Annotated in this window: 21 protein-coding genes and 2 tRNA genes; 16 read left to right on the forward strand and 7 right to left on the reverse strand. The window is 26.8% G+C overall.

From position 1 onward, the window contains the following. Positions 1-4 precede the first annotated feature (4 nt). The 4 genes from wecB to BP997_RS06720 all read left to right on the forward strand — a co-directional run bounded on the left by wecB (position 5) and on the right by BP997_RS06720 (position 4,256). Entirely contained in the window at positions 5-1,330 is a 1,326-nt protein-coding gene (wecB, locus tag BP997_RS06705) for a non-hydrolyzing UDP-N-acetylglucosamine 2-epimerase (protein WP_413825082.1), read from the forward strand. Between the two features lie 71 nt (positions 1,331-1,401). Then, entirely contained in the window at positions 1,402-2,481 is a 1,080-nt protein-coding gene (locus tag BP997_RS06710) for an ATP-grasp domain-containing protein (protein ID WP_413825080.1), read from the forward strand. A gap of 28 nt (positions 2,482-2,509) precedes the next feature. Further along, positions 2,510-3,532, forward strand: coding sequence for a hydantoinase/oxoprolinase family protein (locus BP997_RS06715; RefSeq protein ID WP_413825078.1), 1,023 nt, complete (start codon positions 2,510-2,512; stop codon positions 3,530-3,532). 28 nt (positions 3,533-3,560) lie between these two features. Then, positions 3,561-4,256, forward strand: coding sequence for a hypothetical protein (locus BP997_RS06720; RefSeq protein WP_413825076.1), 696 nt, complete (start codon positions 3,561-3,563; stop codon positions 4,254-4,256). Between the two features lie 380 nt (positions 4,257-4,636). On the opposite strand, the gene BP997_RS06725 is transcribed toward BP997_RS06720, so the two are convergent. Further along, positions 4,637-5,203 carry a CDP-2,3-bis-(O-geranylgeranyl)-sn-glycerol synthase gene (locus BP997_RS06725; protein ID WP_413825073.1) on the reverse strand — a complete coding sequence of 189 codons (567 nt, stop codon included), beginning with the start codon at positions 5,201-5,203 and terminating at the stop codon, positions 4,637-4,639. A 429-nt stretch (positions 5,204-5,632) separates the two neighbouring features. Here BP997_RS06725 and tes point away from each other — a divergent pair, with 429 nt between their 5' ends. The 8 genes from tes (at position 5,633) to BP997_RS06765 (ending at position 11,943) form a co-directional block, all read left to right on the forward strand. Beyond that, positions 5,633-7,150 (forward strand): tetraether lipid synthase Tes, encoded by a 1,518-nt coding sequence (gene tes / locus BP997_RS06730; protein ID WP_413825070.1) that lies wholly within the window; start codon positions 5,633-5,635, stop codon positions 7,148-7,150. 65 nt (positions 7,151-7,215) lie between these two features. Further along, positions 7,216-8,202, forward strand: a complete 987-nt coding sequence (locus tag BP997_RS06735) for a beta-ribofuranosylaminobenzene 5'-phosphate synthase (protein ID WP_413825068.1) — start codon at positions 7,216-7,218, stop codon at positions 8,200-8,202. A 37-nt stretch (positions 8,203-8,239) separates the two neighbouring features. Next, positions 8,240-8,728 (forward strand): homoaconitase small subunit, encoded by a 489-nt coding sequence (hacB, locus tag BP997_RS06740; RefSeq protein ID WP_413825065.1) that lies wholly within the window; start codon positions 8,240-8,242, stop codon positions 8,726-8,728. 135 nt (positions 8,729-8,863) lie between these two features. Beyond that, positions 8,864-9,490 carry an HVO_0476 family zinc finger protein gene (locus tag BP997_RS06745; protein ID WP_413825063.1) on the forward strand — a complete coding sequence of 209 codons (627 nt, stop codon included), beginning with the start codon at positions 8,864-8,866 and terminating at the stop codon, positions 9,488-9,490. 38 nt (positions 9,491-9,528) lie between these two features. Further along, the gene (locus BP997_RS06750; protein WP_413825060.1) at positions 9,529-10,806 is read left to right on the forward strand and encodes a tRNA (N(6)-L-threonylcarbamoyladenosine(37)-C(2))-methylthiotransferase; all 1,278 of its coding nucleotides are present in this window, start codon (positions 9,529-9,531) and stop codon (positions 10,804-10,806) included. A gap of 465 nt (positions 10,807-11,271) precedes the next feature. Then, positions 11,272-11,472: a histone family protein gene (locus BP997_RS06755; protein WP_409198691.1), complete on the forward strand. Its 201-nt coding sequence runs from the start codon at positions 11,272-11,274 to the stop codon at positions 11,470-11,472. A gap of 322 nt (positions 11,473-11,794) precedes the next feature. Next, a tRNA-Val gene (locus tag BP997_RS06760) sits at positions 11,795-11,866 on the forward strand. Positions 11,867-11,869: 3 nt separating this feature from the next. Then, positions 11,870-11,943 (forward strand) — tRNA-Phe (locus BP997_RS06765). Between the two features lie 179 nt (positions 11,944-12,122). Here the strand turns inward: BP997_RS06765 and deoC are convergent. Together deoC and BP997_RS06775 are read right to left on the reverse strand one after the other, a co-directional pair. Continuing rightward, on the reverse strand, positions 12,123-12,875 hold the full coding sequence (gene deoC / locus BP997_RS06770) for a deoxyribose-phosphate aldolase (protein ID WP_413825058.1): 753 nt from the start codon (positions 12,873-12,875) through the stop codon (positions 12,123-12,125). Positions 12,876-12,981: 106 nt separating this feature from the next. Further along, complete coding sequence (locus BP997_RS06775; RefSeq protein ID WP_413825056.1) at positions 12,982-14,652, reverse strand: tRNA uridine(34) 5-carboxymethylaminomethyl modification radical SAM/GNAT enzyme Elp3; 1,671 nt, start codon at positions 14,650-14,652, stop codon at positions 12,982-12,984. A gap of 135 nt (positions 14,653-14,787) precedes the next feature. Between BP997_RS06775 and BP997_RS06780 the strand changes: the two genes are divergently transcribed. The 4 genes from BP997_RS06780 to BP997_RS06795 all read left to right on the forward strand — a co-directional run bounded on the left by BP997_RS06780 (position 14,788) and on the right by BP997_RS06795 (position 16,515). Continuing rightward, a complete protein-coding gene (locus BP997_RS06780) occupies positions 14,788-15,096 on the forward strand; it encodes a PRC-barrel domain-containing protein (RefSeq protein WP_413825054.1) in 309 nt (102 codons plus the stop codon). A 36-nt stretch (positions 15,097-15,132) separates the two neighbouring features. Further along, positions 15,133-15,435, forward strand: a complete 303-nt coding sequence (locus BP997_RS06785; protein WP_413825051.1) for a DUF2098 domain-containing protein — start codon at positions 15,133-15,135, stop codon at positions 15,433-15,435. 137 nt (positions 15,436-15,572) lie between these two features. Continuing rightward, a complete protein-coding gene (locus BP997_RS06790) occupies positions 15,573-16,073 on the forward strand; it encodes a DUF308 domain-containing protein (RefSeq protein WP_413825048.1) in 501 nt (166 codons plus the stop codon). 133 nt (positions 16,074-16,206) lie between these two features. Beyond that, entirely contained in the window at positions 16,207-16,515 is a 309-nt protein-coding gene (locus tag BP997_RS06795) for a hypothetical protein (RefSeq protein ID WP_413825575.1), read from the forward strand. Between the two features lie 49 nt (positions 16,516-16,564). On the opposite strand, the gene BP997_RS06800 is transcribed toward BP997_RS06795, so the two are convergent. The 4 genes from BP997_RS06800 to cbiD all read right to left on the reverse strand — a co-directional run bounded on the left by BP997_RS06800 (position 16,565) and on the right by cbiD (position 21,526). Continuing rightward, a complete protein-coding gene (locus tag BP997_RS06800; protein ID WP_413825572.1) occupies positions 16,565-18,634 on the reverse strand; it encodes a DEAD/DEAH box helicase in 2,070 nt (689 codons plus the stop codon). Between the two features lie 116 nt (positions 18,635-18,750). Further along, positions 18,751-19,221 carry a cyclic pyranopterin monophosphate synthase MoaC gene (gene moaC, locus BP997_RS06805; protein WP_413825570.1) on the reverse strand — a complete coding sequence of 157 codons (471 nt, stop codon included), beginning with the start codon at positions 19,219-19,221 and terminating at the stop codon, positions 18,751-18,753. Between the two features lie 73 nt (positions 19,222-19,294). Next, positions 19,295-20,392, reverse strand: coding sequence for a glycosyltransferase family 4 protein (locus BP997_RS06810; RefSeq protein WP_413825568.1), 1,098 nt, complete (start codon positions 20,390-20,392; stop codon positions 19,295-19,297). A gap of 30 nt (positions 20,393-20,422) precedes the next feature. Further along, positions 20,423-21,526, reverse strand: coding sequence for a cobalt-precorrin-5B (C(1))-methyltransferase CbiD (gene cbiD, locus BP997_RS06815; protein WP_413825565.1), 1,104 nt, complete (start codon positions 21,524-21,526; stop codon positions 20,423-20,425). Positions 21,527-21,645: the final 119 nt, after the last annotated feature.

Here is a 21,645-nt window from a genome sequence, read left to right on the forward strand (position 1 = left end):
ATTTATGAAGATATCTATTGTACTTGGAACAAGACCTGAAATAATTAAAATGGCTTCTGTTATGGATGAAATAATAGATCGAGGTCATGAATTACTTTTAATTCATACAGGCCAACATTATGATAAAGAAATGTCTGAAACATTTTTTAAAGATTTAAAATTACCTTTACCAAATTATAATATTCATGTAGGATCTGGATCTCATGGTAAACAAACAGGTAAAATGATGGAAGGAATTGAAAAGGTTTTAATTAAAGAAAAACCTGATATTTTACTTGTTCAAGGAGATACTAATGCAGTACTTGCAGGAGCATTAGTAGCAGTTAAATTACATATACCTGTAGGCCATGTAGAAGCAGGTCTTAGATCATTTGATGAAACAATGCCTGAAGAGATTAATCGTAAAGCAGCGGATGTTTCATCTAAATTATACTTTGTTCCTACAGAAGAATCTGCAATTAATTTAATTAGTGAAGATATTTCTCGTAAACGAGTATTCATAACAGGGAATACAGTAGTTGATGCATGTTATAGAAACTTGCAGATTGCAGAGAATAGGGACATTTCTGAGTATGAAAAAGAATTAGCAGATTTAGATATTGATAATATGGATAATATTCTCACATTAACAATGCATAGAGCAGAAAATGTTGATGTGAAACAACGATTGAACAGTATAATAGATGCACTAATCGAATTAAAAGATATGAATATAATTTTCCCAATCCATCCTAGAACTCGAAAAACACTTGAAAACTTTGGATTATTAGAAAAACTTAATAAATATGATCATATTCATATTATAAAGCCTGTTGGTTATTTAGATTTCCTTGTTCTATTATCTAAATCAACTTTAATCTTAACTGATTCTGGGGGATTACAAGAAGAAGCTATAACTTTAAATATTCCAGCATTAACCTTAAGATATAATACTGAAAGACCTGAAACAGTTTCTGCAGGAGGTAATATTCTTGTAGGTTCTGATAAAGATGTAATTTTAGATAATGCTTCTAAAATTTTAAATAATCCAGATTTTGCAAATAAAATGAAAAATGCTAAAAATCCATATGGAAAAGGAAACACAGCTAATGAAATTTTAACTTGTATAGAAAAATTTTATAAAAATAATAAATTAGCACTAGTTTCACCTGATAAAGTCATGTCAACATTTAATAGGGAAATGAAATTAATCACTGAAGATGTTACAGTTAAAGAATTTGAAGATAAATATAATGCATTAATACAATTTGTTTTCAGTGAAAATGCAATTTTCCCAAGTGATGATTTAAATATTAAAAATAAATTCATATTATATAAAATTTATAGTTAAGTAATTTTATTATTTAACTCAATTATTTTTACCTATTTTTTTTAAGAATATTATATAAAAGAGTAATTTTTATGGTGAGTAATTTAAGTAATTGTGATGAGAATTCAATTCTACTTTTTGAATATTTTACCGCAAATGGAATAAATGATATGTCAATTATATCTGAAGCTACTGGTATGATTAAAGAATTAGCTGATGACTTAAAACATTTAGATATTTACCTTATAGTTTCTAAAAAATTTAAAAATTTATTTGAAGATCTAGACGTTAAAATAATATTTATTAACGAACCATTAATTCATTGGTTAGAAAAGAATGCTTGTAAATTTAAAAAATCGATTTTTATAGCAGATGAAGAAGATGAACATCTATTTAACATAACAAAAATTCTTGAGGATAATCATCTTAAATTATATTGTTCTAATTCAGAAAGTATCATTACTTGTACAAATAAATATTTAACTCATGAATTGTTAAAAAATCTTGTAAATCAACCATTAACTTATAAAATTAAAATTGATTCATATTCCAATTTCAAAAATGAAATTTTAAGTATTTATAATGAATTCAATAAATATAAGGATACTAAATTAATTATTAAGCCTATTAATGGTGTGGATTGTGAAAGAGTATCTTTAATTTCGAAAAAAGATGATTTAATTAATTTTAATAATATTTACCCTAAAGGGACAACTGTTCTTATTCAAAAATATATAGAAGGGTACTCTTGTAGTGTAAGTCTCTTAACTGATGGGGATCATGCAATTCCTTTAAGTTTAAATAAGCAGAATATCTTATTCGGTAAAAAAGATATTTCTTATAATGGTGGGGAGCTTCCATTTAATCATCCATTAAAAAATCAAGCTTTTAAACTTGCAACTGATGCTGTTGAAACCGTTAAAGGCCTTAAAGGTTTTGTTGGTGTGGATTTAATTTTAGGGGAAGAAGTAACCTTTTTAGAAATAAATTCACGATTCACTACACCTTATGTTGGATTAAAAAAACTAGTAAATTTTAATATAGGAGAAACAATAATTAATTTATTAGATAATAAAATTAATATTCAAAAATTAAAAGAAAATATCTTATTAAATGGTAAAGTAAAATTTACTAAAGAAGAAAATGAATTAAAAATTGAAGAATTTAATTAATATTTTTAAAATACGAGGATTATTATTTATGAAAGTAGCAGGTTTTGATATTGGTGGAGCCAATACAGATTTAGCAATAATAGATTTTAAAGACAATGAAATTAAAGAGGTACAAACAGATTTTGAATACCTTCCTATGTGGCGTAAAAGCCAAGAGTTAGGCGAAACTCTTGTAAGATTAATTGAAAATATTTGTCCTTTGGATGAAATTGATGCTGTTGGTATATCTATGACTGCTGAATTAGTTGATGCATATTCAACTAAAAAAGAAGGAGTTTTAGATGTTATTAACAAATCAGAAAAAGAATTCAATGTTCCTGTAGGTATTGTTGGTATTGATGGGATGTTAAGCTCTTCTGATATTAAAAAACAACCGATTAAAGCTGCAGCTGCTAATTGGGTGGCTACTGCAGAAATTGCAGGTATTATGGAAGAAGACTGTGTGTTTGTTGATACTGGAAGTACAACTACTGATATAATACCAGTTAAAAATGGTTCAGAATGTGCTAAGGGACGTTCTGATTTTGAAAGATTAGCAACTGGTGAATTAGTTTATACTGGAACACTTAGAACAAATTTATCCAGTTTCTTAGATAAAATACCATTTGATGGTATGGAGTATAGAGTAGCATCAGAGTTATTTGCAATTACAGCAGATGTTTATACAGTTTTAGATTTAATTTCCCCTAATGATTATGTTTGTGATACTTGTGATGGTCAAGGTAAATCTAAAGAAGAAGCAATGAGAAGAATTTCTAGAGTCTTATGTGCAGATTTAGATATTTTATCTCCTGAGGATATTGTTGAAATTGCACAATATATTCATCAAGCACAAGTTGCACAGATTGCTACTGCTTTAGATGAAGTTGCTTCAAGAGAAAATTTAGACATTGTTATAACAACTGGTTTAGGTAAAGATATTCTATGTAATGAAGCGGCTTTAAGTTTAGATTTAAGAGTTAAACCTATGGATATGTTATTGTCTGATGAAGAATGTGTTGTTGCTCCAGCTATAGGAACTGCTATAATGATGGAAAAATTCATCAGTTAAATTTATTTTTTTGAGGTGGTGATTTGATATGGGAAAAAAGAAAAAATCAAATCTTTTAAAATGGTTATTGATTTTAACAGTAATAATACTAGTTGTTTTTTCTTTTATTAATAATTGTCAAACTACTACTGTAGGTTATAATGATTTAGGGCAAGTTGTCAAATATAATTATTCTCATTATTCAAATCCTGATGTTAAAATTGCTGTTGTTTCTGGTATGCATTCACGTGAATCCCTACATCAATGGGTTTTACCTGAAGTTTGTAAATTTTTAACACTATTTAATAATGTTGAAGTTGATAATTATAAAGTCACTGTTACTTCAAATCCTCAAGATTTTGATATTGGTCGGGCTAATGGTGAATCTTTGGTTCATGATTATGTTGTTGATGATGTAGCTGATTCAGATTATGATTTAGTGATAATTGGTCATGATCATGAAGAAGGTTATGGTGATGGTTATTATATTGCAACACCAAGTATGGATTCTTCCTCTGTTGATTTAGCTTCTGCAGTGATGGAAAAGTTGTCAGATTTTAATTATTATAAACGAAATTCAGACAATTCTGCAAAAAGTTCTAGTATTACATCAGTTGATAATCCAATTGTAGCTACTGGTACTAATTTGTTTGTTTATGAAATACCTGAAGATGATTTTATATTATTTGCTTTTATTAATTCATATAGGTTAATATCAGAATCTTATAATGTTTTAGCTTCATAAACACTAGGTAGCTTTTAAAAATAGTTAAATCTTTATTTTTTGAAGAGTAAATCTTAAAGTTAGTTAGGTCTTTAACTGTTTTATCCTTGTTAAAGCTTAAGAAGGGGATGATTTAAAAACTTTAAGATTTCCTCTAGAAAAATAGACTTTTTATAGTAGTTGCTATTTTTCTAATTAGAAGTTTTTAATTTATATTATTTAATATTTTCTATTTAATTTTATGGCTTGTTTTTTAATTTTTTATTTTATCGATTAAATATTCAATTATTATTCTTATAAATGAATATTTTTATTAGTTTAATCATTTTTTTAATTATTAATATCTTAAGCGATTTTTAATGTTATATTTTGAAAAAATATTAGTTTTAAATGTTTAATATTTAATACCAAACATCTTTTATTCCAAGTAAATAAGCTATTGTATTGGAACTTAAATGTAAAATTAAAGTGATAAATGCTATGATTAAAACGAAATCTATACTTAAAGGCACTATGAATGATATTAAAAGAAGTGACATTATTACGAAGTCTAATTGATCTAAGAAAGGTGCAGGTTTACCACTAGAAATTCCTAAACGTCTTTTAATGAAACTTCCCACAGCATCTCCTAATAATGCACCAAAAGCAAGAATAAATCCTAAAATTAATCCATTAGGTATGCTTTGAAAAACGTTTAGAGTTATTATTCCTCCACTTATTTGGGTTAAATTAATACTTAAAAAACCCTGAATACCTCCAACTAAAGTTCCTAAAATTGTCCCGGAAATAAATCCTTTCCAAGTTACTCCGTTACCTATAATTCTATAACCATCTGAAAGAGTTTTACCTTTATCCATAGGTGTTCCTCCACCAAAAGCAAGACCACTAAGGTTAGAAACATAAGCAGGTAACATAAAATAAATTGCGATTGCACAACTAATTAAAAAATTAACTAAATTAATTACCATAATTGATTTTCCATAATAAAAATATATTTTTGTTATATTAGAATTATTCTCTACAAACTATTTAAATTAGATTGTAATATAAGTAAAACAAAATTTTTTATTAATATTTAAGTTTAAATAGTAGGAATAGTAATATATAATAAAGTTAAGATGTATTTATGTTAATCATTTACTATATAAATGATATGTCTAAACTTAAATTAATTTAAATGTAAAAATTATGCAATATAATTTATAATTTAATACAATAATCATTATTATTTAATTAATTAACATTTTTTATAAAAAATACTTTTAATTTTTTCATTACTTAAAAAATAGTAGGGTTAATAATAAAATTACTCATTATAATTAATTATTCCTATTTTTTATAAAAATTTTAACAAAAACATTTAAAAAGAAGGATTTTTAAAATTATTCGGTGATAAAATGGAAATAAAACAAACTGTTAGTTTATGCCCAACATGTCTTAAACCTGTTCCTGCAGAAGTTTATGAAAAAGATGGAAAAATATTTATTAAAAAAACATGTCCAGAACATGGAGAATTTAATAATACTTATTGGGGATCTTCTGATCTTTATGGAAAATTAGAAAAATATACTCCTCTAATAAAACCAGCAGATAATCCTCAAGTCGAAAAAAAAGGTGGCTGTCCGAATAATTGTGGAATTTGTGAACAACACGAATCAACAACAGTTTTAGGATTAATTGATGTTACAAATAGATGTAATTTAAGATGTCCAATATGCTTTGCAAATGCAGCAGCTTCTAAATCATTATATGAACCTACTTTTGATGAAATTAAAGAAATGCTTCAAAATTTAAGAAACATTGAACCAAGAGGATGTCCAGCTATACAATTCGCAGGTGGAGAACCAACTGTAAGAAAAGATTTACCTGAATTAATTAAATTAGCTATTGATTTAGGATTTTCCCATACTCAAATTGCTACAAATGGTATACGATTAGCTAAAAAAGAAGGTTATGCTAAAGAATTACGTGAAACTGGTTTAAATACAGTTTACTTACAATTTGATGGTGTTACAGAAGAACCTTATCTCGTTGCTAGAAACAAAAACTTATTATCTGTTAAATTAGAAGCAATTGAAAAATGTAGAGAAGCAGGTTTAGGAATAGTTCTAGTACCTACTTTAGTTAAAGGCATAAACGATGATCAAGTTGGAGATATCCTAAGATTTGCAATGAAAAATATAGATATCATACATGGAGTTAATTTCCAACCAGTATCATTTTCAGGAAGAACTCCTCATGAAGAAGTAGAAAAACAAAGAATCACCATCCCAGATTTCATTAATTTAGTGGATGAACAAACAAATCATGATATTATACCTGATGATTTCTACCCTCCTTCATTTGTTCAACCAATTTCACGTTTTGCAGGAGCATTACAAGGATCAGAACCTCCAGTTTACTTAAATTGTCATGAACATTGTGGTGTTGGAACATATGCATTCTTACAAGGGGATGAAGTTATTCCAGTAACTCGGTTTATAGATGTAGAAAAATTAATGGATTTATTAAACAAATATACTGATGAACTAGAAGAAGGAGGTTTTGGAAAACAAAAAAGAGTTATTGCCAAAGCTATTAAAAATGTCCCTAATGTAGTAGATTCTGATAAGACACCTGATATTTTAAATATGAAAAAAATATTACTAGATATTTTTAAAGAAAGATCTTATGAATCTGTTGGAGAATTCCATAAACACGCATTACTTGTTTCATGTATGCACTTTATGGATCCATTTAATTTCGATGCAGATAGAGTAAGAAAATGTATAATTCATTATGCAGTTCCTGATGGTAGAATAATACCATTTTGTACAATGAACTCTATTTACAGATCAGAAATAGAAAAAGAATTTTCAACCCCTCTTAAATCAAAATTACTCCAATATAATGATAAAACTTCAAAAGAAGAATAATCTTTTAAGTTTAAATTTTAATTTTTTTCAATATTTTAACAAAAAATAAAAACTTGATGATTTCAATGATGATAAAAACCCCTTCTAGATTACATATGACATTAATAGATTTAAATGGATCATATGGCCGATTTGATGGTGGAGTAGGATTAACTCTAGCTAATCCTCATTTTATATTAAAAAGTGAGGAAACTGAAAAAGGTATCACTATAGGCTTTGATGATAACATAACAAATCCTGAAATATTAGATGAATGTATTACAAAAATTTCTAACTCTGCAGAAAGAGTTATAAATCATTTTAATATTGAATCTGGTTTCCATTTTCAGGTTAAACAAGCATATTTCCCTCATTCTGGTTTAGGTTCTGGAACACAAATTTCTCTTGCTACTGGAAAATTAATATGTGAACATATTGGTCAAAATATTTTATCTCCTAATTTAGGAGCTATTGTTGGAAGAGGGGGAACTTCAGGTATTGGTACTTTCTCTTTTGACTTAGGTGGTTTCATTGCTGATGGAGGGCATAGTTCTAAAGAAAAATCAACATTTTTACCTTCTTCCGCTTCTGGAGCTAGACCTCCACATCTTATTGGACAATATGATTTTCCAGAAGATTGGAATATTTTGATAGCCCTTCCTAGTGCAGATAATAGTGTTACTGGAAATAAAGAAGTTAATATTTTTCAACATTATTGTCCTGTACCTAAAAATGAAGTGGAACAAATCTCTCATGTTGTTTTCATGAATCTTATACCATATTTATTAGAACATGATATTGAAAATTTTGGTGCTAGTATTGACATGATTCAAACAAGAGGTTTCAAAAAAATAGAAGTGAGTCTTCAACCTCCTAAACTTGTAAATTTAATGAATTTTATGCGTGATAATGGTGCTTATGGTGTTGGAATGAGTTCATTTGGACCTGTAACTTATACTATTTATGATAAAAGTAATAAAGATATAGTTAAAGCAACTGAAGAATATCTTGATGGTGACGGTATAGTTATAACAACTAAAGCACAAAATCATGGTTATGAGTTAACAAAATAAGATAAAATATTTTTTCTTACAAAAAAAGTGAAAAATTATGAAAGAATTAAAAGGTAAAGTTTGGGAATTTGGGGATAATATTGATACTGATGTAATTATCCCTGGAAGATATCTTAGAACATTCAATCCAAAAGATTTAGCAGAACATGTACTTGAAGGTGAAAGACCTGAATTCACGGCTAATGTTAAAAAAGGAGATATTATTGTAGCTAATGAAAATTTTGGTTGTGGTTCCAGTAGGGAACAAGCACCTTTAGCAATAAAAACTGCAGGTGTTACAGCTATAATAGCTAAATCATTTGCGAGAATATTCTATCGTAATGCAATTAATATAGGTTTACCAGTTATTAAAGCTAATGTAATTGCAAAAGATCAAGATATTTTATCTATAAATCTAGAAAAAGGTCAAGTAATAAATGAAACTACCAATGAAAGCTTTAATATAGAACCTTTCGAAGAGTTCATGTTAAAAATATTATCTGATGGTGGTATTGTTAATCATTATTTAAAAGAAAAAAATGAATAACTTTATCTTTTTTCTGAAAATATTAACTTATTCTTTTATAAAATCTTAAAAAATAGAAATTTCTTTTTTTAATATAATTGAATATAAATTGATTAATTAATAAATAATAAAAAAATTTAATAGGAGGTGCCAATTATGGAGTGTCCAATTTGTGGTTCTAAAACCGCTACAATACTAAAAACTAAAAAAATTAACTCTAAAAAAAATTCTCGACGTGAATTATTATTAAAATGTGAAAATTGTGGTCAAGTATACAATGAATCAATCATAGAAGAAAAACCTCAAACTTATAGGTTAGTTATAAGTGAACATGAAGATTCTTTTAAAACTTCAGTGGAATTATTCCCTGATCAAGAATTAAATGTAGGAGATTATTTACAAACAAATTTTGGAAAAGTTGAAATTACTTCTTTAGAAACTACTCAAAGAAGAGAAAGTCATGTTAAAGCTCGGGATGTTAAAACTATTTGGGCGAATTCAAAAGAGATTCCTGCAAGATTTGGAATTAGTGTTGATTTACATGGTAAAGTAGCATCATTTAAAGTTGAAACTGTACGTGACTTTAAAATTAGTGTTGATGATGTATTTAAAATTGACAATTATATTATAAATGTTTATATGATTAAAACTGAAGATCGTAAGACTAGTAAAGGATTTGCTAAGGCAAGAGTTATTAAACGTGTTTATGGTCGGCCAGTTAATTTAAAACGTTATGATTATGATTTAACAGAGAGTATTGTAAGTAAAAAAGCATTAGAATAAAAATATTTTTAAAACTTTTTTTAGAGGTTTGAATCTTAATGAAAGTATATATTGAAACTTATGGATGTACATTTAATCAAGCTGATTCTCAAATTATGGCAGGAAATTTGATAGAAGGTAATATTGATATTGTAAACTCCGCTGAAAAAGCAGATGTCATTATAATCAATACTTGTTATGTGAAATTACCTACAGAAAGTAAAGTAATTAACAAAATAAAAAATTATCAAACAAAGTTCCCTAATAAAAAAATTATTATTAGTGGATGTATGGTTGAGGTAGATCCAAAAAAATTAAACGATATAGGTCCTAACTGTTCATGGATTGGACCCCATCAATTAAATAAAACAGTCCCTATTGTTAAAAAGGCCTATGATGGTGAAGTAAGTCGTGCTTATGGTTTATCAAAAGATTCTAAAGTGGGTGTTCCTAAATTATCGGAAAATCCTTATATTCATGTAATACAAATATGTGAAGGATGTTTAGGTGCATGCACTTATTGTTGTACTCGATTAGCTAGAGGTCCATTAAATAGTTATCCAATTAAAGATATTGTTAATGAAGCTAAACAAGCAATTAAAAACGGTTGTGTGGAAATAGAGTTAACAGCTCAAGATACTTCAGCTTATGGTAAAGATACTGGTGAGAAATTTTCAGATTTAATACGAGCAGTCGCTTCTTTAGATGGTAATTTTAGGGTTCGTATAGGTATGATGAATCCTAAAAATATAGGTGATGAAATTGATGATCTCATTGAATCTTTTAAATTAGAAAAAGTTTATAAATTCCTTCATTTACCAATTCAATCAGGTAGTAATAAAGTATTAAATGAAATGAATCGTAATCATACTGTGAATGAATATAAATATATTGTTGAAAAGTTTAGAGATCAAATTCCTGAATTAACCCTTGCTACTGATATTATTGTAGGATATCCTACAGAAACTGAAGAGGACTTCAAAGAAACTGTGGATTTAGTTAAAGATTTAAAATTTAGTATTATTCATATAAGTAAATATCATCATAGATTAGGGGCTATTTCTTCTAATCTTAAAGAGATTCCATCTGATATAATGCATAGACGTTCTAAATATTTGACTAATATTAAATATGAGATCACTGAAATGGAAAATAAAGAATTTTTAGGATCTGATGTTGAAGTATTAGTTGTTGAAAAAGGACGTAAAGGAGGTTTTATTGCAAAGACCAATTCTTATATTCCAGTTGTTGTTGAAGATGTAAAATTAGGATCTTTTGTTAATGTTCATATTTACGATGTGACCGGTACTTATCTGCTTGGAAGATTAATTGAATAATTTTTTTATACATTTTAAATTATTTAATTTTTAACTTTAATTAAAATTATTAGCTTAAATGATTTTTAGCTTTTTGTTTTACTTTTTTTTAAAAATTTTTTATCATATTTCTTTTTTAATATCTAATATTATTTTAATTTTTTTTTAAATTAATCTTTATAGATTTTTAATTTATTAAATTCGTTTGATACTATATTTTTTATTTTTGAATTGTTTTTATTCTTTTTTTATCTTTTAATAGCTTTTTAATCGTTTTTGTTTGTTTGTTTTTCAGGTGTTTTTAGGTTCTTAATTTGATATTAATTACTAAAAATTTGTTGATTTTATTGATATTCTACTGTTTAATAATCATTATAGAATTAATATATTTTCATGTTTATTTCATCTATATAGTGGGTTAACAGTTCTTAAAAAAACAATACCTTTATATACTAAGTAAAACAACATTCAATTGGAGGTGAAAATATGAGTGAATTACCAATCGCACCTGTAGGCCGTATATTAAAAAACGCTGGCGCACAAAGAATTTCTGATGATGCAAAAATCGCATTAGCTGAAGCATTAGAAGAACAAGGTGATGCAATAGCTCAAAAAGCTGTTAATTTCGCACGCCACGCTGGTAGAAAAACTGTCAAAGCTGAAGATATCAAATTAGCTATCAAATAAGTTTTGTGACATGTTTTAAAACTATTGGCCAGTTTTGGCCAATTATTTTTTTTATTCAATTAATTATATCAGAATATTTGCTGTAAATTTATTTTATTAGTTAAATATTTATTATTTATTAATGATTTAAGAAAAGGCATGATTTTATTGATATTCAATATTCATGTTTATTGTTTATATTTTTCATACACACTAAAGCGAAGTGTGTATTAACCTTAACTGGTTTCCATGCTTATGTTAATAAATTTTATTCAAAATTTTTGTAAAAAATTTTTTAAATAGAAACTTTTATATATGACTTTGAATATAGTTTAGTAAGTAGGGACCGGTGGTCTAGGGGTATGATACCTCCTTGACGTGGAGGTGATCACGAGTTCAAATCTCGTTCGGTCCATGTGCCATAGTAGTTCAGAGTGGGAGAACGCCAGACTGAAGATCTGGATGTCGCTGGTTCAAGTCCGGCCTATGGCATTCTTTATTATCTAATTTTTTTATTAATAACTTAATTATATAAGTTATTTTTTTTAAATTTTAATTATTGCTTTTTTATTTAAAAATAGTTAAAAAGAGAAATAGTATTTAATTTTTATATTTTGGTTTTTTATCAAATAGCTTTTTTATTTAAAAATAGTTAAAAAGAGAAATAGTATTTAATTTTTATATTTTGGTTTTTTATCAAATATTCCAGGGGCATTTTTTTCAGTATTAGAACTTGATAATTTTAATTGATCAATAATTTTTGGTCCTGAAGAAGTACCTATTCTATCTGCTCCTGCAGCTATTACTCTGTTTAGTGTTTTGAAATTATTTATTCCACCTGATGCTTTAATTTGTTTTGATGGGGCATATTTTCTTATTATTGTTAAGTAGGTTACTAATTCGTTAAATTTACATGCTCCACTAAATCCGGTATTTGTTTTAATAAAATCTGCATTAGTTTTTTCGATTGTTTTTGATATTTCTTTTATTTCAGTTTCATCGATTAATGTTAATTCTATTATTACTTTTAATATATGGTCCCCAATAGCTTCTTTAACAGCATTTATATCCTCTTGAATTAGTTTGTAATCTTTATTTTTTAGAGCAGGAATATTTGTTACCATATCTATTTCATCTGCACCATTTATTATTGCTTGTTTTGCTTCAGTTACTTTAGATGTTGTTGTTCCAAATCCTAATGGGAAGTCAATTACACTAACAATTTTTATATTTTCGTTTTTTAGTTTTTCGGATACATATTTTATATATGTTGGTCCTACTACAACTGCATAAAATCCATATTTTTTTGCTGTTTCTATGAATTCATCTATTCCTTTTATAGATGCAGTATTGTCTAAAAATGCATAATCAATGTATTTAGCTATTTCATCTTCAGTTTTTAATCGTAATAGGTTGTTTTCCATTTTTTCACTTTCTTTTTTCTAATGTTTTTTATATTACTTATTGTTAGTAACTACACTAACATATTTATTTGTATATTATATAAATATTTTCTTTAAATCATAAATATTAAATTAATTTTTTTGCCATGTAAGGACCTTTAGGTTCATAACCAAATTTCCGATAATAGTTTCTAGCACCTATACCACTTGTAACAATAAGTTCATTTTTTCCTTTATCAATACATAACTCTTCTGCACGCTTAATTAAACGCTCACCAAAACCATTATGTTGTCCAATTTTATTAGCTTTCTCTCCAATTTTTAACATGTTCCCATAAACATGAAGTTCTCTTAAAAGTGCACTATCTTCACCAATCTCACTACGATGAACCTTATTAGAAGGCATACGTAAACGTAAGAAACCAGCTAAACTTTCTTCATTATTATCTTCAAATGATAAAAATGTTTCTTCACCCTCAACAGCAGTATAACTTTCTTCAAACAATCTAAAATCTTCAAAATCATAATTTTTATCTTTATGACCAATTTCTCTGCAACGAATACATTTACAATTAATACCTTCCTCATCTAATCTATTATAAACTAACTCTCCTAAATTAGATTTTTTAACACCTGCTTCAATAAGCGTAGAAGGAATATCTCTTTGAATACGCATAGTACGAACCCATTTTGGAAGAATCTTCTTAATTTCAACAATTAATTCAACAGCTTCTTCATCAGTATAAGGTTCATAACCACCATCTTTCCAAAGATCATACAATTCACTACCTTTAGTTACAAGGCAAGGATAAATTTTTAACATATCAGGTTTGTAAGAATCATTTGTAAAAACCGTTTTAAACATTTCAAGATCTTCTTTTTGTCTTTGGAACAAACCAGGCATTAAATGCATGGCAACTTTTAAACCAGAATCTCTTAAAACACGATTAGCTTCAATTGAATCTTTTACACTATGTCCTCGTTTCATTTTTTTATAAATTTCATCATGTATTGTTTGAACTCCAATTTCAACTCTAGTAGCACCCATATTTAACATTCGATCTACATGTTCTTTTTTACACCAATCCGGTCTAGTTTCAAAAGTCATCCCAACACAACGAACCTTTGAAATTTCATTAGCTTTTTGAACATCTTCTAAAATAACATAATCAGTAGGAGCAAAAGTCTTTAAAATATTATTAGAATATAAAGGATCTTCTTTAATAATATCTTTTGTAATATCTTTTAATTTCATACCCTTTTCAATATTTTTAAGCACAATACCAAAATCTACCATTGCTTTTAAACATTGAGAGACAAACCAAGTTTGATAAGATAAATCTGTAGATGGAAATGTTCCACCCATTATAATTAGTTCAATTTTGTCTACTGGATGTCCTATACTATATAATTGTTTGATTCGATTAAATGTTTGGATATATGGATGATACTCATACATTCTACCTCTAAGCGCAGCTGGTTCTTCACCTGTGTAACTTGGTGGGGCAATATCACTTTTTGGACAGTAAAAACATCTTCCATGCGGACATTCATGAGGATGACACATTACAGCTACAACAGCAACTCCTGAAAGAGTTCTAGAAGGTTTTTTTCTTAATAAACCACTAATACTTCCTTTTTCTTCTATTGTTGCTGTTTCAAGGATATCTGCATTACTCATGAATTTGTTTAGTTTTAAATCTCTGCAAAGTTGTCTTTTTTCAACTTCTAAATCACGTCGAGTTTTAATTTTCCCATTTTTTATGTCCTCAATAATTATTCGACAAGCTTCTTCCATATAATTTATTCTCCAAAAATTTATAAAAATTAATTAATAAATCAGTTAGATTTATATATTTTTTCATACTATAATTTTTATATCTATAATATTAAATAATTGTTTTATATATTAATAAAATATGAGGTTAAAAAAATGAGAGTAAAAAAACTTTTAGGAATGCTTGCTTTAGATGTTAATGCTAAAGAAATAGGAAAAATCAGTGATTTAGATTTTGATTCAGAAACTGGAAAAATTAATCAAATTGCAGTTACATTAAAAAAGAATATATTATCTAATGATGAATTATTATTTGATTATGCTGAAATTAAGAGCGTTGGAGATTATGTTTTATTAGATACTACAGTAACTAAAGAAAACCCAACTGTCGAAGTAGATCCAGAATCTGAAACTGAATCTCAAAAAGAATCAGAACAAGAAACTGAAAAAGTAAACTTAGATTAAGATTAAATCTTTTATTAAATAGGAGTGTTTGAAAAAATGGAAGCATGTGACATACGTGGAGAAACTGTTTCTATTGGTTCTTATGCACGTTATGGTGGAACAGGGACAGTAGGTCAAGTTTCTGATATAAAAACAGAAAATAATTCCACTTGGGCAAAATTTAATGAAAATTCTTTATGGTACTCTTTAGACACTATAGAAGTAATTAATAAAGATGATATTAAAAAATATGCTCATGATGATAAAAATAGAGTAGAAAAAGTTAAAGATTTGAAGAATAATGTTAAAGAAGACGCTGTAGCTAATGCTATGGATGTTGATGCTTGTGGAGCAGGTTAATTTTTTATTCAAATTTTAATAATTTTTTTACTACTTTTTTTAAAATTTTTTTAGACTTAAATAATAATATTTATCTTTTAAACCTTACATAATATAAAATGTTTATAAATATTTTAAATTTGTGAGGTGAAAATATTATGCAAAATAGACAAATTGTAGGAATTATTGCAGTTATATTAGGTATTCTTGTAATGGTTTTCCCATATGTAAGTACTATGTTAATGTCATTTTTAGCAGGTTTTAGTTTACTTATTTTAGGTTTATACTTCATTATTGGAGGAGCTGACTTATGGGGTTTTTCTAAAGGAATATCTGCGACATATATAATTTTAGGGATTATCGGATTTATTTTTGGAATTATTTTAATAGGTAATTTAAATTTATTTGGTGATCTAATTGGATTATACTTCTATATTATTGGAATAATGTTAATAATCGCTGGTATTTTAAGTTTATTTGCTAGAGTCCATCCTATTACTAAGGGTTCTGCAATTGTAATGTTAATTTTAGGGATTATTACAATAATTTTAGGTGTATTCTCCATGGCAAGTCCACTTTATGTAGCTATTATTTTAGGAGTAGCATTAATCGTTGATGGTATTGCTATTTACTTAAATGGAGATGAATTTATAGGATAAAACATTTTTTAAGTTTTATCCTTTTTTTTTTAAAAAATAGATCTGTTCGCATAATAACAAATTATATATATTTTAAAAAATATATTATAATATAAAGATTTTATCCAAAAAAATCTTTAGGAGTTAAAATAAAATGAAAAGTAAAATATTAATTTTGTTGGTATTTATTGCAGCAATAGGATTACTCATAATTTCTCCAGCATCTGCACAAGATGTATCAATTGCAAAATCACCAGATAACGGTGCAATAATGGGATCTTGTCAATGTAATGATCATTGTTTAAATTCAGGACAATTTTTAGACATTAACTGTTCCAATCAGAATGGGGCAGATATAAACACAACTAAAACTTATTGTAACACAGTTTATAATTACCCACAAGATTATCCTATGGACCATTACATACCATACAACTATCAACAAAATCAAAAAATAGATTAAATTAAATAAAGTTTTTAGAAAAAAATTTTCTAAAAACTATTTTATTTCTTTATAATTCACTAAATTCATGAATTTTTTTAGCTAAAGTAGGGCCAATACCCTCAACTTTTTGTAATTCTTTTTCACTAACAAATCTTAAATCTTCACCGAATATATCAACTAAGCTTCTAGCACGTTTTCTACCTAATCTTTTAACACCTAAAACTAAAGGAATAAGATCCTCTTTGATACCATAATACAATCTTGCAGATAAAATATCTAAATCTTTGCTAAAATTATATTTTCCTAAAACTTCTAAAGTGTTTTTTGTAAAACGAACAAGCATACTAGCTTCATACGCAGAACGTCGAGTACTTGCACTATAAACATGATAAGCATTTTCAATTTGAAATTCATTTTTTTCATTAATCCATTCAACTAAACTTACACAAGTTGCTTCAGGATTACCAATATCAACAGCAAATAATCCTAAACTAGATAATTTTTCACGTACAGGATCTTTACTTTTTCTACCTTTAAAAGAAATCAATGGTAAATCTGGAGTTTCTGATAATGCATAAATAAGTTCATAAGAATTAAATTCTTCAATATGAGAAGCATATTCCTTAATTTTAACAGCAGTTTCAACAGCATAATTAGACTTAGCAATTAAATTACCAAAATCAGTGGCTTTTAAACCATTAGGAGTAGCCATTAAAATACCATTTTGTAATAGGAACTCTAAAGAAGATTGTATCTCAAATTGTAAACTATCTGAAGCAAAAAGACTCATACTAGGATTATTTTTCATTTGAAATCCATAAAAAGTCATTTCAAAAAATTCCTGTAACTCGTCGGGTGTTTTAGATAAATTTGATGCAACTTGGGAAATTATTTGTTTAAGCACAGCATCTTTATTTTCGATTAATTTAGAGTTAGTATGTTCTACTAATCCATGAACATATCTTTCCTCTAAATCCATAGCTTCATCCATTGATTTAGCAATTAAATATGAGTATCCAACAGTATCATATTGAGGTCTACCTGCTCTACCTGACATTTGCAAGTAATCAAATACAGGAATATTTTGCGGCCCTCTAGATGTCCAACGAGTATAATCTCTTATTGCAACATATTTACTTGGTAAATTCACACCATACATTAAACTAGGTGTTGCTGCAATCATTAAAATATTTCCAGCTCTAAATTCATCTTCAATAATCTCTTTTTGCTCATTAAATAAACCTGCATGATGAAATACAGCCCCATTTTCTGCAGCTTCAGCTAAACGAACACAAGTACTTGTAGGTTTAGATCCTTTCTTTTTAGGAACATCTAATAATTCATCAGCTACTTTCTTGAATTTTGCTTTCTGAGTTTTAGAAATTTTTTTCTTCATTTTCCCAGACACATAAGTAGCTAAACTTTCAGTAAATCTTCTAGTTGAAACAAAACTTAATGCTTGTGAATTTTCTTCTAATGATTTTTCTATTATTTTAACTATGACATCATTCTTATTTTTAGTATTAAACATTTCAGTATTTAATACCTCTTTATTTAATGGTACAGGACGATAATCATGTTCAATTACTTTTGCATTTAACCATCCTTCAATTTCATCCATATTCTCTAAAGTTGCAGATAATGCAATAATACGAAGATTTGGATTAATTTTTTTAGCTCTAGTGATTGCACATTCTAAAGTCGGACCTCTTGAAAATTCCCCTATCATATGGAATTCATCAATAATAATTGTATCCACTTCTCGAAGTGTGTTCCAAGAAAAACGAGTTAAAGCATCAAATGATTCAAAAACCATTACAGATAAATCTGAACTTCTAGGACTTCTACCAATTGTAATACCATGTTTTTCAAATTTTTTAAATTCTTTAATTTTTTCATTTTGTATAGAAATTAATGGAGCAGCATAAACTGCTTTGCCTCCATTTAATATGGTTTTTAATGCAGCCATAACTCCTAAAACAGTTTTACCACTAGCTGTGGGAATAGCTATAATCGTATTTTCTTTATCATCCAAATATCCAGATTCAATAACTGCTTTTTGTGCAGGATTAAATTCTTTAATATAAGGATAACAATCTTCAAGTATTTCTTTAATGTTTTCTGGAATATTTTCCATTAATTTCTCTCCAAAAATAAAATTTTAATAAATGTTTTTTCTAAATTTAGTATATTATAGGATTATATATTTTCTTTTTTCCTTAGCATGTGAAAAGTATTAAAATATATTTTTTATTAAATTTTTTCCTTTTTTAATACACAGATATCACTAATTTTAGTATTAGGGTACTGACCATTTTCATCTTTTTCTACAGCTTTAACCATATCCCAAATTGTGAGTAAAACCACACTAACACCAGTTATAGCCTCCATTTCAACACCAGTTTGCCCTGTAGTTTTAACACTAACAGTAGTACTAATCTCACTATCTTCAATATTAAAATTTATTTCAATGCCACTGATACTTAACGGATGACATAAAGGTATTAAATTAGAAGTATTTTTAATAGCATTTATACCTGCAACTTGAGCAGTTGTTAATACATTACCCTTTTTAATTTCAGCATTTTCAATCATTTTAATTGTACTTTTTTGAAGATGAATTTTACCAGTAGCTATAGCCATTCTTCTTTGTAATGGTTTATCTCCAACTTCAACCATATGAATCCCATCTTTAGTAAGATGAGTAAATTCTTTTTCTTTCATTTTAATTACCTATTATAACAAAATAAAAATTATTATTATATTTCTTTAAAATTTATAAATAAAGTATAAATATTTAATTTAATTCTTTGTATGGAATTTCAACTTTTGAAAAATCAAAAGATCTGTTTCTTGCATTAGAAGCAAATTTATTATATAAATTTTTATCATTTAAAAGTAAATCAATTTTTTCACTTAAATCATCACTATTATTAGGATTAATAAGCAAACCTACGTCATCCGTAATGATTTCACGAATTCCACCTACATTACTACCAATTATAGGTTTACCGCATGCTAAAGCCTCAATAAGAACTAAACCAAAACTTTCACTATAAGAAGGTAAAACTAACATATCACAACTAGGAATAATTTTTTCTATATCTCCACGAGCACCTAAAAAAATCACATCAGTTATACCTTCTTTTTTCACATAATCTTTTAAACTATTTAATAAAGGCCCACTACCTACAATGACTAATGTTGAATCATTATTTAATTTATTTTTAGCTTCAATAAGTGTTTTAACATTTTTCCTTTTAATTATATTCCCTACAAATAAAATTATAGGTTTATCAGTATTTACATTATAATTATTTTTTAATTCATCTTTAAAATTATACTTAGTATTAGGTTTGAAACGTTCAATATCTACAGAATTCCAATTAATACTTAATTTATTTTCTAATCCTTTAATATTTGTTTTAAGAATTTCTTTTTTAAGTGCTTGGCTAACTGCTAAAATATGATTAGCATTTTTTAAAACTCTTTTAATTATAGGGCGAATATAAAAATGTTTTGCATATAATTCAAACATATCTGACCCATGAGCAGTAACATAAGTTGTAATATTATTTTTTTTACCTACTTTAGTTGCAGCATAACCTGCAGGGAAAAGATAATGGCCATGAATAATATCAATATCTTTTTCATGAACTAATTTATTTAAACTTTTTTGAGCATTAATACCAAATAATAATCCTCTAAGGCCTGGAATATTTATTCCTTTTGTCCCAATTACATGTATTCCATCAATATCTTTAATATCTTTATGGGGATAAGTTATTACATAGACTTCATGGCCTTGTTTAACTAATTCTTTAGATAATGTATGAATATGGACTCCTACTCCCCCAATATGGGGAGGAAATTGACCAACCATTGCTATTTTCATTTATTAATCATCTCATAAAAAATTTTATACTTATTTAATTAATTTATTATCATAATTTGTGTTTAAAATATTTCCTTCCATATCTACAATGATAACATTTAATTCTAAATCAAATCTATTTAAACATTTTCTTTTAATAGCATATACAATACTATTTAAAACTCTTGTATCTAATTTTTCTTTTTTTAGAATATTTATAATTTCCTCAGTAGTTTTTGCCTCAAAAATTTTAACAATAACTTCTTTTTCACATCCAACTAATGCAGTATGTGCAGCAAATATTTCACATCTACCATCAGCTACGGCATGTTTAGTGTTAAATATACCACCGGCTAGTTTAACAAGCTTACCAATATGTCCAAATAATGTAAAACTATTAATTCCTCTTTTTTTAGCTTCTTCAAACATAAATCCAATAAAATTTCCTGTTTGAATAATCTCCTCTTTTCTAATATTTAAATCTTTTAATGCTAGTTTTTCACCAATATTACCTGGAACAAATACTAAATTTTCCACTTTTTCTGCAATAGCTACATCAATTTGAGTTACAATAGAATTTTTATAAGCAGTATTATCCATGGATCTTGCAATACCTGTAGTTCCAAGAATACTTATGCCATTAACGATTCCAAGACGTGGATTCATAGTTTTACTAGAAATTTCTTCTCCTTTAGGTATGCTTATTATAACTTTTGCAACTTTATTTGATGGTAAAATTTTTTCTAAATTTTCCTTAATCATTTTTTGAGGTATGGGATTTATTGCAGCTTCTCCTACTGGGATTTGCAAACCAGGTTTAGTAATTATTCCAACTCCTTTGCCTCCATAAATTTGAATATTTTCCTCAAATTGATCTGTTTTATCATATAATTCTACAGTACTCACAATATCCAATCCTACAGTGACATCTGGATCATTATATGGATATTTCACACTTGAACTTTCAGCTTTATTCTTGGAAAGTAACTTACAAGATTTAATTATAATGTTTAATGTTTTAATTGGAGTTATAATATCTACATTTTTAATATTAAGTTTTTGATTTAGAACCTTTTGTAAACTAGCTAGTGCTGTAGCTGTAGCTAAACTTCCGGTAGTTACTCCAGTTTTTATTTTGGCTTCTTTTTGAATCATGGTAAAAAAATCTTTTATTTTATTATTTTAATTATATATTTATTATTTTTCATATGATAAATTATTTATTAAAAAAAGTAGAAAATATATTTATTAATTTTATAATTTATTTGGGAAAA

It is taken from the genome of Methanobrevibacter sp. UBA412, assembly GCA_002495685.1.
Classification (GTDB): domain Archaea; phylum Methanobacteriota; class Methanobacteria; order Methanobacteriales; family Methanobacteriaceae; genus Methanobrevibacter_A; species Methanobrevibacter_A acididurans.